The sequence below is a fragment of the bacterium genome, assembly GCA_040755755.1.
GTDB lineage: Bacteria > SZUA-182 > SZUA-182 > DTGQ01 > DTGQ01 > DTGQ01.
Map to the genome: position 1 here is coordinate 127,131 of JBFLZW010000006.1, position 14,851 is coordinate 141,981.

At 46.6% G+C, this 14,851-nt stretch carries 8 protein-coding genes; all 8 read right to left on the reverse strand.

The window, feature by feature from the left end; translation table 11 throughout:
* Positions 1 to 287 precede the first annotated feature (287 nt).
* The 8 genes from AB1611_02905 to AB1611_02940 all read right to left on the reverse strand — a co-directional run bounded on the left by AB1611_02905 (position 288) and on the right by AB1611_02940 (position 14,703).
* A complete protein-coding gene (locus tag AB1611_02905) occupies positions 288 to 2,855 on the reverse strand; it encodes a hypothetical protein (protein ID MEW6378540.1) in 2,568 nt (855 codons plus the stop codon).
* A gap of 7 nt (positions 2,856 to 2,862) precedes the next feature.
* Positions 2,863 to 5,319, reverse strand: coding sequence for a hypothetical protein (locus AB1611_02910; protein MEW6378541.1), 2,457 nt, complete (start codon positions 5,317 to 5,319; stop codon positions 2,863 to 2,865).
* A 112-nt stretch (positions 5,320 to 5,431) separates the two neighbouring features.
* Complete coding sequence (locus tag AB1611_02915) at positions 5,432 to 6,058, reverse strand: hypothetical protein (GenBank protein ID MEW6378542.1); 627 nt, start codon at positions 6,056 to 6,058, stop codon at positions 5,432 to 5,434.
* A gap of 166 nt (positions 6,059 to 6,224) precedes the next feature.
* Positions 6,225 to 8,486 carry a polysaccharide biosynthesis tyrosine autokinase gene (locus AB1611_02920; GenBank protein ID MEW6378543.1) on the reverse strand — a complete coding sequence of 754 codons (2,262 nt, stop codon included), beginning with the start codon at positions 8,484 to 8,486 and terminating at the stop codon, positions 6,225 to 6,227.
* Positions 8,487 to 8,559: 73 nt separating this feature from the next.
* A complete protein-coding gene (locus tag AB1611_02925; protein MEW6378544.1) occupies positions 8,560 to 9,474 on the reverse strand; it encodes a polysaccharide biosynthesis/export family protein in 915 nt (304 codons plus the stop codon).
* A gap of 90 nt (positions 9,475 to 9,564) precedes the next feature.
* Positions 9,565 to 11,568 carry a nucleoside-diphosphate sugar epimerase/dehydratase gene (locus tag AB1611_02930; GenBank protein ID MEW6378545.1) on the reverse strand — a complete coding sequence of 668 codons (2,004 nt, stop codon included), beginning with the start codon at positions 11,566 to 11,568 and terminating at the stop codon, positions 9,565 to 9,567.
* 52 nt (positions 11,569 to 11,620) lie between these two features.
* Positions 11,621 to 13,834 carry an O-antigen ligase family protein gene (locus tag AB1611_02935; protein ID MEW6378546.1) on the reverse strand — a complete coding sequence of 738 codons (2,214 nt, stop codon included), beginning with the start codon at positions 13,832 to 13,834 and terminating at the stop codon, positions 11,621 to 11,623.
* The gene (locus tag AB1611_02940; GenBank protein ID MEW6378547.1) at positions 13,831 to 14,703 is read right to left on the reverse strand and encodes a glycosyltransferase family 4 protein; all 873 of its coding nucleotides are present in this window, start codon (positions 14,701 to 14,703) and stop codon (positions 13,831 to 13,833) included. The genes AB1611_02935 and AB1611_02940 overlap by 4 nt, the downstream gene beginning before the upstream one ends.
* Positions 14,704 to 14,851 lie beyond the last annotated feature (148 nt).

Here is a 14,851-nt window from a genome sequence, read left to right on the forward strand (position 1 = left end):
GTTAAAGCTGTTTCTGCTGTTAACCATCGCCATGCCCAGGCCTTTATCTCTCTACCGGACACTTTTGAGGTAACGACCGCGAATGAACGCGAACTGAACAAAGAGGACTCGATAATGAAGGCAAATCAAAAGAATTTATCAGCGTCTATTCGTGTGCATTCGCGGTTGATTACAGGAATTGAAAAAAAAGTGTCCGGTAGCGAAGCCTTTATTAAGGTTATACAATCAGGATAGTGACAACATCTTATAAAGTCAAGTAAATTAAACATGCGCGGATGTTCCCCCTGTCAGTCCATAACCATGTGGTCTGAGTGTGTACGTTTTTTGGAAGATCCGCTGTAGCGAGAAAAAGGTATGAAATTTTTTTTAGCCAGACTAGTAAACACCCAAAATTCTATTTCGCTGAGCCATCGCTGATATTCATCCGGAACCGAACTGGTATAGCCTAAAGACTCGTCCCTGAAAAGATGCGAGGCGGTAAAAACGGCAACTAATCCTGCTCCATACTTTTTGACAGATAAAATGGAATTCCTCTTTTGATCGGTCAGCAGGGGAATTCCTCCTTTAACCCGGCAGGCCCGCTCAAATTCTCCAAGGGGTGTGGAAAGCTGATCAAATATCTCTCCCCTGACTATGATGGTCCGATGGTCAATTGTCATGTCGAATTCCTGCAATATCTGGTTTGCTGTTGATCCTCGATTGTAGGGACTGTCCATCAGGAGCAATCGGCCCCCCCGAAGGAGATAGTTTTTCAATTCCGCTATTTCTCCGGAGTCGAAGCCTTTAACCGGATCGACGATAACCACCGCTTTCCCTTGCTTCAGAGCCTCTTCCAACGAGAATTTCAGACAGGGAATATATCCCAGGCGCTGTATCCAGACAAAAAAGGTAAGAAAGCTTTTATCCGACAGCTCGGCCAGACGACTGACAGGCAAAAAGGATGAAGAGTGCTCGGATTCCAGGGCCACTCGGAAAAAATCTCTTCGGGCTTTTGGATATGCGTAATTTTTCCGGTTCAGCAGATGAGCCGCTGTCACTCCCAGGACCAGCCCAGCTATTCCAAAGATGAATAAAACTCCAGGGAGCTCTTCCCTGCACGGTCTCCCTGGAGTCAAGAGGCAGAGCAGGCACCCAAGGCTTAGCAGGGAAAGGATAAGGCTGACCTTTCCATATCGATTCATCCGGTTAAGCCATTCCATCGATCCCAGGAGCAGTTCGGGTTTGCCGGGAATGAACATGAAGAAGTTGGAAAAGCAGGTACTGTCAGAATAGGCCAGGACCCTCCCTGCCTTGTAATGCAAGGCTGCCGCCTGGGTGAAAAGCCCGAATTCATAATCGGGATCTTCTTCGGCAGCAGGGAAAAAATTTTTCCGGGAATAATCAAGGTAGTGGTTGCGGAGTCCATAGCCAGTCATGATGGACATTGCTGTCAGCGGTATTGAAAGAGTACAGGAGGAGCCGAATAAGAACATGGGAACGTGCTGAACTATCGGATGAGGGAGAATGGCCGGCTTTCGATAGAGGGAAAGTTGATAGGTGGGCAGATCATAGGTGACATCATACCGGAAGCGAAGGTTAAATCTTGCGGCTACTTTATTTAAATAGGTGCTCATGCCGAAAACATTGGTATGATCACCGATAAGAAAAAGGCCTCCCCCTCGGGCTACAAAATTCTGGATGGCATCTGCCTCCTCATCGGAATAGTCCCGGGTAGGTGTTTTCAAAATCAGGATATCGGTATCGGCTAATACATGAGGGGTCAGGGGTTGGTAGTTCTTTTTTACCTGAGGATAAAAGTAGGTTAAATACTCACTCAGGCAGTAAAAATTGTAATCTGTCCTCTTGCCGAAAATCTGAGTGTCAAATTTTTCATCCGTCCACTCCCAATTGCTATGTTCTTCATCGATAAGAATTCTGCCCGGCTTTTTAATTCCCGGATCGTGGAAACCAATGGCCAGGATTAAAAAGAGAGAGCATAAAAAGACCCCACTGCCAAACCGGAGAGATTTCCGGTTAAGGGAAAACCCCGGGCGCACAAATGAAGGCGGTTGGATTACGTTTTCACTCTGCGGGGGAAAGGGTAAAAGTTCGATCAGGAGAAAGGTGAGGGGAAGAAAACTCAAAGAGGTAATTATCGATGACCAGAAAATTGCCTGGTTATTAGTTTCAATGCTGATGACAAGAAGAATGAGAAAACGAAAGATGCAGTATCCACAAATGATAAGAAGAAATTTTCCCATCCGGTTTCGTTTCTGGCCGGTTGCGAAAAGAAGCATAAATCCACCGGACAGATAGAGGAGGAAGGGGAAAAATCCCAATCTCTCCAGGGTGATTGAGAACTTTGCTGTCGTATTCACGGTCTGGACGAACAATGAACCATCGCTTAAACTGATCCGCAGCCCTGCAGCCTTAAGGATCGGATAGACCAGGGGCTGGAGGGCCGGAATCTGATGATATCGCGCTCCGAAGTAATACCCCAGCGGCAGAGCAGCAAGCTGGACCAGTAACACCAGAGCACAGAGAATACACGAACCAGCCGCACCGGAGAGAAAGGAAAGCCTCCGACGGCTGAGTTGATCCAGAACAAGGCCGAGGATAAGCAGAGCCGGAGCTATCCTGGTAAATTTCGGCAGGATAAGGATGAGACCAGCCAGGGCAGGGAGGCTGAGGTATAAGCCGGCGACCGGGGAAGTAATTTCACTTTTCCTGCTTCTCCTGGTGGCGATCACCACTCCCAGGCTGACAGCCAGGGCTACTGCTCCCATACCCCAGAGAGGTGCAGGCGGTACAAACACTGACCACAGAAACAGCCAACTGGAAGCAAGAAACCAGAGAACCAGCCACAAGAGATTCATCTTATCGCTATCCTCTTGAAATCTCTTTGATTACATCTCGGAAGAAAAAGATATTGCCTTCCTGAAAGCAGTTGTTTCCATGTTCAAGATTTCGATTGAGTAAAAAGCGGGTATCCGGGATTACGAGAATTCCTCCCTGTCCATACCTTCGGAAAACCACCAGGGGATACTCTCCTTTCTGAAGGAAAATCCTCGTCCGATCCCTTATCCGCTTCTCAATTCGGATGGGCCAGGCATCTTGAAATTGCACCTCATAATTCCCATAGTTACCCTTGACCGGTCCAAGGGGAACGTTAGCCAGAGATAGTCCCAAATCTCCCCAAAATGACCTGCTCGCCTCCTTGATTGTCCAGCCTGCTGTCCAGATAAGAAGACCTCCCTTTTCCATAAAAGCTCGAAGAGCCTTTTCTTCTTTCCGGGAAAAGCATTGCGTGGGATTAATGAAAATCCCCAGGTCTGACTTGTCCAGGAGATTGAAATCGAGCCTTTTGGTGATGAAGGGAGTATAGCGGTTTCTCATCAGATTATAAGCCAGTCCATCGAGAGAGTTTTTTTGCCATCCGGTCACATCGAAGAATTCACCATGAGAGTTATCAATACAGGCCACCAGAGCTTTGGCCTTATGGCGGGGACATCGGCCAGGTTGATGAAAAAAACGGGCTGGTGCCTGAAAGAGATAGAGGCTGCAAACCAGCCAGAGAACGGCGATCGGGGGATATTCATACCAGGCCAGCACCAGGAAAAAGAGAAATACAAGCCAGAGAATGTACCGAAGGCAGGTGCTCCTTTCCGGGAGACTTTCTTCAGTCAGCCATCGGAAGATATCCTGGATGAACTGCTGATTGTAGAGCAGGGACCCGTTTTGTAAACTGGAAGTATCTCCGAATACGAGAACCTTTCCCTGTCCGAATCTGGCTTCAGCCGCCAGAACGACATCTCCCAGCCATTCTGTTTTCTGATACCAGAGATCGCCCAGGAAACCATCCCGGCTGTTGGTTCTGTCACCGGCATCGGAAAAAGCCCTTTTCCCGATCAGAATCGGATTGGCGGGATAGTACACGGCTAATGATGCGCCGGTCCAGATCTGGACATCGTTTTCCGTGATAACCTGTTCTGTTATGCGGTGTGGCCGTATTTCCATACAATCTTGCCAGGATGAGATAAAGGGTCTGGCACTGTCAAACTGAAAGGAAATGGGTAGAGGTTGTAAAAGATCATTCAAGGGCTCCCGGATAAAACCAAAACCGGTATGATCTCCCATGACCAGCAGGCTTCCCCCTGCCTTTATATAGTGGTGAATCGCTTTCCTGGTTGGCTCATCAAATCCTTCCATGAGATTGATAATAACGAGGGCATTGAATTTTTTGAGTTTTTCTTCAGTGATTACCCTGTCGACCTGCACCGTATAACCCAATGAGCTTAAAAGGTCCGGTAAGCTGCCGAACATTCCCCCGCTTCTCTCCCCATAATATCCAAACTTTGGAACAGACCAATCCAGATTATCGTAGATCAAAATCGTTTTGTCATCCGGAGGTGAAAAGTGGCAGATTTTCCATCTGTCCCACATAATCAGCGAGCATAAAAGAAGGAAAACCGCGGCAAGCCACCCTATGATGCTTCTTGTGCTTTTCGATGACCGATTCGGGTGAAGGTTCACGGGAAGGAGTCTTCTGCTGATAAAATAGAGAGGGATCAGGAATATCAGAAAAGCGAGCCAGTGGGTTTCAAAGGGAGTGAGCAGGGAGGATGCCTCGTATATATTGAGCCGGATGCGGGAAAAGACAACCTGTTGTCCAAAAAGATAGATTGTCAGGCTGGCCAGGATAAGAAGGAGAAAGAATCCAGAAGCAGCCAGAATGTCGGTAAGCTTTTCCTTCCCGGCCATCGAGACCTGCACAATGAGAACCAGAACATACAAGATACCGGGTATCAGGATAAAAAAACCGGAAGAATGATGTCCAAAGAGCATTTCCTGCCTTGTCAGGGCTCCGATAAGGTTCATCAGCAGATGATTCGCCCCTTTCACCCCGTACCAGACCAGGGTGCTATGACTGTATCCATAATCAAATAAAGCCACCAATCCGGTAGTGGCCATACAAGCATGGATCTGGCCCTGATCCCCTTCCCTTGCGCCGAGGGCCATCAAACACTCCAGTGCACAAACCAATCCAATAAACCCGGCTCCCGATGAAAAAAGGAAGAGCAGCATCCAGGCAAAACTGAGTGCAGCCAGGATATAACTTTGAAAGAGAGCTCTTTTTTTGAACCGCCAATTTTCCCGGAGTATGGAGGCGACTAAAACCATTCCGAGAAAACAGGAAGTCATTCTGGCTGTCGGATCGCCAAAGTAAAGCAGATTGCCCAGATTAATATTTACCAGAGCAAGAAACAGGGCTATCCGGGAAAAAGCAGGAAAAGGTTTTCTTGAACCGGTATGACCGGAAATTTTTAAACACTTCACCATACGGGCATACAGATGAGCAGATTTACCTGATAAAAACCGAGAGCCTCCCTGACTCTACCCATAGAGTCAGGGAGGCTCTCAGCCGGTGAAAACATATAAGTTAAGCTGCGTATTAAAAAATAGTTAAGGTAATTGGCTTTCCGTTTTCCTGAGCCAGGCGATTCAGATTATCCACCTCGGCACAGGGTGAAGGATGATGTCGGCAGAACCAGCCGCTCCTGCAGGTAGATCGAAGTCCGCAGGTGACGCTGCAGGTTCTCCCGATCAGGGTAGGGAAAGCATGAGTACACGTAAAACCTCGACAGGTTGATCCCCAAAAGGTAGGCCAGCAAGAAAACAGAAGACTTTGAGGGTCTTGCGCTCTGTTTGCTGCACCCACATACAGCACGGGATTCTTGATTACGCTTTTCACTGTGTGACCTAAGAGCAAAAGAGACAAGAGTTTTGCCTTGTTCACATCTTCGAGGAAAGTTTCAAAATCGTAACTTATCTCCCTGTCAAAGGCAAAAGGACCTTCATCCTCTTCTATCCTGCTTCGGCTTTGGACTACCCCCGACTTTTTGCCAATTTTTCTGGTACCGGCATTAAACTCTCGCAATGTTTCCTGTAATGACTCTTCAAACAGTGGAGATGATCGGGTATCTTTTGCATGGACAAGCCTGCTGCTGCCTGTCGTGAGAAGAAAAATCGAAATTCCGAGGGAAATAAGTGTATAGCTGGTACGATTTTGAAATTTCATTTTAATTCTCCTCTGGAGGTTATTATAAGTAATATAAGATAGAATGCTTCGAAAAATTTTAAGATCTTCGCTCTAGTACGGGATTTAGAGGTAAAACAGAATAAAGCAATGTTAATAAATCGGCAGGATTTTTAAATTTCAATTACACCCATCAGCTCACTTCCCCTTAATTCTCGGAGGGTAGGTGTTTTTGGGGACGGCTGTTTTTGGAGGCCTTATCATCTCCATAGTACCGATAGTTGTAATAATAATAGCGGCTTCGCTTGCCAAGATCGATATTATTGATGATTACTCCCAAAAGGGGAGCATTGGCATTTTGCAGAAGATCCCGGCCCTGCATAATGTCTTCCTTACTGGTTGCCCCCCCATGAATCACCAGAGCCACGCCATCGACGATACGGCTGATAATCACGGCATCGGTTACAGCCACCAGAGGTGGAGAGTCAATGATAATATAATCATACTGCCTTTTCAGCTTCTCTAAAATTTCTTTCAGGTTAGGTGATACCAGAAGCTCCGAGGGGTTGGGAGGGAGCTGGCCGCAGGTTATTATTGTAAGGTTAGGAATCGGCCCGTCATGAAGAGTTTCCTCCAGTAAGCACTGTCCAGTGAGGAGATTTGAGATTCCTTGTTCATTTTTTAAATTCATGAGCCGGTGAAGGCGTGGTTTGCGCATATCGCCATCAATGATAACCACTCTGGAGCCACCCTGGGCCATAGTGATGGCCAGGTTTGCCGAAGTGATGCTCTTTCCCTCCATGGGATTGACGCTGGTGATCAGCAGTGCCTTGCTATTACTCTCAGGAAAGGAAAAGAGAATGCTTGTCCGGAGCGTCTTATAGGTTTCACTGGTGTGGCTTTTCGGGTTATTCAGGGTGATCAGCTCAGGACAAGGCGACTCTCTGGTTTCCTTGATAACCAGGTGGGGAACAGTGGCCAGCAGGGGGATATGAAGGTATCGCTTCACATCTTCCGGAGTTTTGATGGTGTTATCCAAATATTCAAGGAAGAAGGACAGCCCAATGCCCGCAAACAATCCAACGATTGCTCCCAGGAGAAGGTTTAACTTTTTGTTTGGCTTAATTGGCTTATCCGGCACTTCAGCCCGGTCAATAATTCGAATATTGCTGTTCTTCAATCCACGGGTAAGGTCGGTTTCTTTCAGACGGTTTAAAACCACCTCGAACATCTGCTGATTACTCTCGGCATCCCGCTTCAAGACATTATATTGTATTGCCTTTTTGTTCAAATCCAGGGCTTCTTCCTTCTGCTCGTTCAGGGCTTGGAGCAAAATCCCCTCCTGGGCCACGGCTATTTCATATTCGGTCTTGATGCTGTTTACAATCTTCTGGACCTCGGAGTTGATCTTTTTTTCCAGGGTCTGTATTTGAGAGCTGATTTTCATGATGTTGGGATGCTTGGCGCCATATTGTTTGGACTCCCGGTTATACTCCCCCAGGAGAGCGATGTAGTCTTTTTTCAGCTCCTGGATAAGTGAATTATTCATGACCGAGGGAAGAGATTCCAGCATCTCTTCATTCTCTTTGCATTTTTTTGCCTGATCATAGAGAGTCTCCAGGCGGATCCTTTTTGTTTTGGCCTCAGTGACTGCACTGTTGAGCTCTGAAAGCTTCTGAACGATGATGTTTTGCTTCTCTTCGAGGGAGACTATTTTATTTTGCTCCTTATAGGAATGGAGCGCCTCTTCGGAGGCCTCTACCTTTTTCTTCAGTTCCCCCACGTTCTGGTTCAGCCAGTCGGAAGCGTTCATGGATGCCTCATACTTGAGCTGTAAATTGTGTTGAATATACTGATCGGCCAGAGTATTGACCACCCTGGTTGCCAAAACGGGATCATGGGCCATGAAACTGATATTGACCAGATGACTGTTTCTGATCGGCTCAACGTGCAGCTTACCGAGAAATGCATCGATCAGGCAGGATTCTTCCCGCTCCCGCATCTCTTCAGGGGACAGGGTAATGGTTGCGTTCGTACGGGCAACCGATAGAGGCATCAAAGAAATGAGGGGCTTTTTGATAGAATTCCCGATGGCAGCAAGAAGACCTTGATTATTTTCATCCCCACGATGGCCAATAAACTCCCGATGACGGGCAAGAGCGAGAGTATCGATAACCACCTTGGCCAGCGAGCGGCTCTGCAGGATCTTGTATTGTGTCTGGTAATAATCAAGATCTTGAGCATCCAGGGACATGACTTCCTTGATGGAGAGAATATTGGGGTTCTCCTTGTCTATGAGAACCTGTACCGTAGACTTATAAACCGGCCTGGTGTGAAAGGTGACTATAGCTACCGTTATCAGCGAGATGGTAAACAGGGTAATGACAGTCCATCGGTACTTTACTATCACTCGCCAATAGTCCCGCAGATGTATTTCTTCCTCATACAAACTGGATTGTTGATATTCCATATCAGTATTCCTTTATTCTTTTTCCGTTTTATTTTTCAAAAGCATGTTTTTGGGAATTCTCTTCAAAGAGAAACTAAAAGAAACTTTCCGGAACATCGATAATATCATCCGCTAAGACCGGATCTGTCATTTTGGCTTTTATTTCCTGATTTCTGCCTCTGATAGTTCGTATGACTTTTATTCTCTTCTTATTGGCCCTGTCAGTAAGCCCCTGGGCCATTGAAATTGCCTGAAGGATCTTCATTTCTTTTTCCAGTCTGAATCTGCCGGGATACTTTACCTCTCCAGTCACATAGAAGAATTTTGCCTTTGGGATATAGAGGGTATCATTGTCCCGGAGTTGAAAATCAAGGTTAACACCCTGGTTGAAATCATCAAGGCTGACCGTTATGACCTGGCTCGGTAATCCGGCTCCACCTCCAGAATCATTCTTCAGGGCAGTGGACAAAAGCTCAGGTGGAATATTTCCCTTTTCCCCGGAACGCAAGACATACATTTCCTGTCCTGCATCCTGAGCAAGCCCGCCAGCCGCGGCGATAACATCGACCATAGTGGCCGCCCTGGACAAAGAGTAATAGCCCGGCTTATTGACTTCTCCCAGCACATATACCTTCTGACTGTTGTACTCCTTGACAGTTACCGTAACCTGAGGGTTAACCAGGTATCCATCGGCTAAGCGGGCTTGAATCTTATGCTGCACCTGTTCGGTGGTGAGTCCCTTGACGTTCATTTCTCCTATCAGGGGAAACGAGATCTTATTCCCCAATGAAACTGTCACCTCCTGTGAAAGATCAGGGTTATTCCATATCTCTATTTTTAATACATCATGAGGACCAACACCATAGTCTCTCAAGCTCAGAGAGGCAGCAAAGGATGAAGTGAAATAAACCATAAAAAAAGAAAGAAAAAATACTGCCGAATATCTTGGATGGATACAGGGAAAAGATGCAGGCTTTGCCGTGAGAGATTTTATTATTTTAAGCGACATGGGTAATAATTCTCCAAAAGATCCTGTCCCAAAACAGGGTTTGCAAAAGTGACCCGCTTACGGGGAATACCGACTGCTGGATTCTGACCGCTAACTATACTGCAATACCATCTCCCTCCGTGTTTTTTCATTTACTGCCCCGATTACCTGCTCATTAATGGGGTTTGTACTTTCCTTCCCCGTTTGGGGATTATATTCAGGCACAATTTCTTTCAGCAGCGATTTTATCCCTGCCGTATCACCTCTGTCTGCGGCTGATAACAGCTCTTCAATCTTTTCTTCCAGGTCACGATACATCATTCCATTGCTGCCATTACCTTTCAATACCATGAGCCGTTCGTGGGGAGTAGCAACAATATGTTCCCCTTCGGTAATCAGCTCTTCATAAAGTTTTTCTCCCGGCCTGAGTCCGGTAATGTTTATCTTTATATCTCTATCAGGATCAAACCCATACAGCCGGATTAAATCCCTGGCCATATCAATGATCTTTATTGGTTTACCCATTTTCAGGATGTAAATTTCACCGCTCTTGCCAATTGCTCCGGCCTGCAAGACAAGCTGCACAGCTTCATTGATAGTCATAAAGTACCGGATAACCTCCGGATGAGTAATGGTCAGCGGCCCGCCTCTGGCAATCTGTTTCTTAAAAAGCGGAACCACGCTTCCCGCACTTCCGATGACATTGCCAAACCGCACAGCCATGATTTTCGATTGCAGGGGCACCCCTGCGATGGCAGCTTCCTTGTACTTTAGCTGAAGGATAATCTCAGCCACCCTTTTGCAGGCACCCATAACATTGGTAGGCCGTACAGCCTTGTCTGTAGAGATAAGGACAAACTGCTCTACTCCTGCCTTCAAGGCCACATCCAGGAGGTTCTTGGTACCCAGGATATTATTATATACTCCCTCCCAGGGATGCATCTCCATCATGGGTACATGTTTATAGGCTGCAGCGTGAAAAACTACCTGGGGCTCGAATTGCTCGAAAATTCTTTTCAGCCTGGGCAAGCAGGTTATTGAGCCCAGGACCGGCACCAGCCCCTGTTTGGGGAAGATATCCTTCAGTTCCATTTCGATATCGTACAGACTGCTTTCTGCCCGGTCGAGCATAATCAGGTTCTTCGGTTTATACCGGGCTATCTGACGACAGCACTCAGAGCCGATCGAGCCGCCTGCACCGGTTACCAGAACACATTTTCCGCTCAGGTAAGCACCGATCCTGTCCATATCCAATTCAACCTGATTCCTCCCCAGAAGATCGGCGTAAGATATATCGCGAATTGCTGATAGATGAACCTTGCCGTTCATTAACTCTCCGAAACCCGGGATGATCTTGCACTGTATGCCGGTTTTTTGACAACAGGTTACCATGGATCGCATCTTTTCTTCGGATGCGGAAGGGATAGCAATAATAATTTCACTAAGATCAATGTCTTTCACAAGTGAGGTAATCCTCTGTATGTTCCCCAATACCTTAACACCATGAATAAACCGGTTGATTTTATCAGGATCATCGTCGAGGAAGCCGACTACGGTATAACCAAGAGCAGGATTATTATTAATCTCGCGAAGGATCATCTCTCCAGCGTCACCGGCCCCTATAATCAATACCTTTCTTTTCCTTCCGGCATCGTGGTTACTTTTCCTCCAGATAATTTTTCCCTGTTTGCCCTGGACGAGAGCAATTCTGAGCATTAATCGAAACCCTCCGATAAGATAAACCGTAAGAAAACTGTCTATAAGAAATACAGAACGTGCAATGCCTTGAAAGCCGTAAGTAATCCGGATAAGCAATATAATAGAGAGTGAGCTGACTATGGATGCCTTGATGATATTTCCCAAATCCCGCAAACCTGTGTAGCGCCATACACCTCGATAAAGGCCGTAATAAGAGAAAATCAGAATTTTTATCAAGACAATGGGAAACAGGGTATTTTTAAAATTGAAATATTGGATATGAGAAAATCTTAAGTCAAAACGAAGATAGTACGAACCCCAATACGAGATTGTAAACAGCAAAGCGTCTGCAAGGAGAACAAACAGCAGATTTTTTCTGAGCTTATGCCTGATGTCGGACACACAATTGTCGAGCATAGAGATCTCCTTTAACCATGTGTGAATCCAGTTCTTTGAAAGGTATACGGCATCATATGAGAGGGACGGGACGAGAATGTCCCGCTGAGGTTTTGTCCGAAAAGATTTCGGCGTGAACTGCGACATCCGGATAATACTGGTGAACTGCTTGCTGAATATTCTGCTTATATTGCCGGTTGATATGATATGCCTTCCTGAAGCAGCGGATAAAACGGCCAAAAGCTTTCCGGCATGCCATTTCATCTTCCATTTCCATTATTTTTGATTTCCACAGCCAATAGCATCCTGCGGAAAAATTAATATTTGCCGACTCAGGCATGAGAGAGAGGGATCTGTCGTACTCCTTTTCTGAAGCCTCCATAAGAGGCTGCAGTTGATGTAAATCTTCAAACCGCTCTCCCGATTTCAGCATATGTTCAGCTAATTTCAAATGGTAATAGGGATTCACCGGATTCAGTTGAATGGCTTTCCTGAGAGCAAGAAGAATCAAATTGTTCAAAACCTGCCCTTCCTCCTCTTTCCGGCTATTCTCATCCGGTGTTTCCTGATCTCTTTTTTTTCCGAGCAGGAAAGCCAGCCAATGAAAATATTCCGCATTCCCCCTCTCGTAATGAATAGCCGTACAGGCATTCTCCAGAACGGGGGATATCATCCCTTCAAGAGTGCTGTCAGGAAGAGTGGGAAGAGCCCTTTCCGCCAGCCAGGGTTTTACCACCACCACCACTGCACAGCAAAACCCACCCGTCACTGCCAGAGCCAGAGGCCATCGAAGCCAGCCGGGGAAGCTGACGGTCACTTTTTGAGGCATTTTCCTTATCCGCCCCCCACTCCGTAAGCTGCTTTCTCTCTGCCAGATCAGGGACGCCAGGGCAATCCCCATAGCCATACTCAACAGCAGGGCATTGGCTGGAATATGCATATTAAAATCTCCGAAACTGTGCAAGGCCAGCGAGACCATAGCGCCCATGCCTCCCAAACCGATCCCGATACTGAAGCTGTTTTTTCTTTTTCTCCAGAGAGAAAAGAAATATCCCAAACAAAACAGAAAAGAAACAGTGACCAGACCAAGCCCCAGGAAACCCGTTTCCGCGCCAAGCTCAATCCAGTCATGGTGGGCATGGTCTATATCATAGGTTTCATCTTCAGGATCCTGGTATCTCCGGTAAGCCTCTCTGAATGTTCCCCAGCCTGTTCCCAGCAGCGGGAAATCTTTTATCAAGCCCAGGGATGTTTTGGCAAAACGCACCCTGACTTCGCTGTCTTCGGCGATGTTTTTAAAATTTTGAACTGTTCTCTCCACTCCTGTCCGAAGCCCATAGATCAGGGCTATCGAGCAGATGATTAAAGAGACAGTGGCATACCGCCTGAACCGTTTTCGAAAAAATAAGATGCTGTTCATGAAGAGGAAACTCACGGCCAGGGAAATAATCCCTCCCCGGGATCCGGAAAGTATCAGCCCCAGGACCATCATGGCTATCAGGAAAATAATGAGGGTGGTTTGAGAGAGAATTGAATTCCCGAGATCGAGGGATAACAAAAATCCTCTGATTCCCTTAATCTGGCTGCGGGACCTTTCTCTTGCCCTGATTCGCCTTCCGGCAGTGGCAATCAGAAATCCGAAGGTAATGGGAATGGTAATTTCCAGCAGGCCAGCCAGGTGGTTTTTGTTGATATATGTCCCTGTGACCCACGACACTGACCGGATATTTTCAAACCACCAGATATGCGAATATCCCCCTGAAAAACGCAAGATCCCATAGATCGCTTCGAAAATGCCCACAAAGACAAAAGCATAGACCAGCCCCTGGATTTTTTCCTGCGCGTCTGCCCAGTTGATAATCAGGAAAAATACCCCAAGATAGGCCATGACCCTATATAAGCCCATCCTGGTAGCGTATCGATAGAACGATAAGGAGATAAAGGCTGGAACTGTCTCAAGCGCCAGATTGTACACCCTGAATGTTTCGGGGGAGATGACTTTTACCCATGAGCTTGGCCAGGGTATCAACTGCAGGAGGATAAGGCCGATAAAGAGAAGCCCGAGGGAATGAAACGGCATCCACTCCACCAGCAGGAAATAATGTTTTTCCCTTGATCCTTTGATTATTGCTGATGGCGAATTCAGAATCCGGCTTACAAGCCAGCCGAACCACAGCAGGAGTACGCCGATCTCCATGACGGTGAACGAAAAAATGTGCACCGCCCCAAAAGCCAGAGGACAATAGATGATTAAAAAGATCAGCCCTGATTTTATGAGCTTGTTCAATGGGCAGGTTCCTCAATTTCCTTCATTACAGTTTTATAGATTTCTGCAATCTCTTTCCCGGTACGCTTAACATCTAACAAATTTTGAGTGAGGGCTTGGCCTCGCCGGGCCCGTATTAATGATTCATCTGGATCGCGCAGCACATCGATGATGGCCTTTGCAAGTAAATCCGGACGCCGAGAGGGTACCAGCCAGCCGCTCTCCCCGTCAATCACTAGATCGGGGAAGCCCCCAACTCTGGTAGCAATAGTTGGGCGGCAAGCCAGCAGTGATTCGACAACTCCTCCCAAATTCTCGGAATGGGATGGATGTACTGCAACATCGAAGTCTGGATAGAGTTGAGGTACATCCATTCTTGTGCCGAGAAAAAAAATCCGCTCTCCACATCGTTTTTTGCCATATTTCATAACGCTATCTTCATAAGCAATAGCATTGTTCCAGGCACCACCAATGAAAACACCAGCTATATCGAGACCTTTCTCAAGACAGATTGAGATCGCATCAATTAGATCTTCATGCCCCTTAATACCTCGAGTTTGCCGCAGATACCACTTAGGTGCATACATGAAAGCTACCATGCCAACCAATCTTACCTTGTCATCAATACCTAATTCCTTTCGAAGCTTATGTTTCTCATGAACAGTAAAAATAGCCGGATCCGTACCATAATATGATAAAAACAGTCGATTCCGAGTGATTCCAGAGGCGCTATACCTTTCATAGCTCCATCGACACGAGGCGATCCAATAATCCAGCGATCCTGCAGTGGCTATTTCCGCTCGCCGAAAGAAAGCATGTTCCAGATGCAAAGGTCCGGGAACTTGAAACAACCTGGGAATTGGATGGTTTTTCCCAAGGGCTAAGCGCATAGTTAGGGTAGTCCCTACGAAATTGGTAATGTCAATCGAAAATTCCCCCACCGTGACAGCCGAAAATTCCCCCACCCCCAAATTATAAATTTATAAAATAGTTAACAAGTGAAATTAGTTGTTGAGATTGTGAATAGGGTGGAAACCT

What these genes read in the sequence shown, in the direction of transcription:
- AB1611_02940 (MEW6378547.1), bottom strand. Translation starts at nt 14,703, where the DNA reads ATGCGCTTAGCCCTTGGGAAAAACCATCCAATTCCCAGGTTGTTTCAA.
- AB1611_02905 (MEW6378540.1), bottom strand. Translation starts at nt 2,855, where the DNA reads ATGAATCTCTTGTGGCTGGTTCTCTGGTTTCTTGCTTCCAGTTGGCTG.
- AB1611_02930 (MEW6378545.1), bottom strand. Translation starts at nt 11,568, where the DNA reads ATGCTCGACAATTGTGTGTCCGACATCAGGCATAAGCTCAGAAAAAAT.
- AB1611_02920 (MEW6378543.1), bottom strand. Translation starts at nt 8,486, where the DNA reads ATGGAATATCAACAATCCAGTTTGTATGAGGAAGAAATACATCTGCGG.
- AB1611_02925 (MEW6378544.1), bottom strand. Translation starts at nt 9,474, where the DNA reads ATGTCGCTTAAAATAATAAAATCTCTCACGGCAAAGCCTGCATCTTTT.
- AB1611_02915 (MEW6378542.1), bottom strand. Translation starts at nt 6,058, where the DNA reads ATGAAATTTCAAAATCGTACCAGCTATACACTTATTTCCCTCGGAATT.
- AB1611_02910 (MEW6378541.1), bottom strand. Translation starts at nt 5,319, where the DNA reads ATGGTGAAGTGTTTAAAAATTTCCGGTCATACCGGTTCAAGAAAACCT.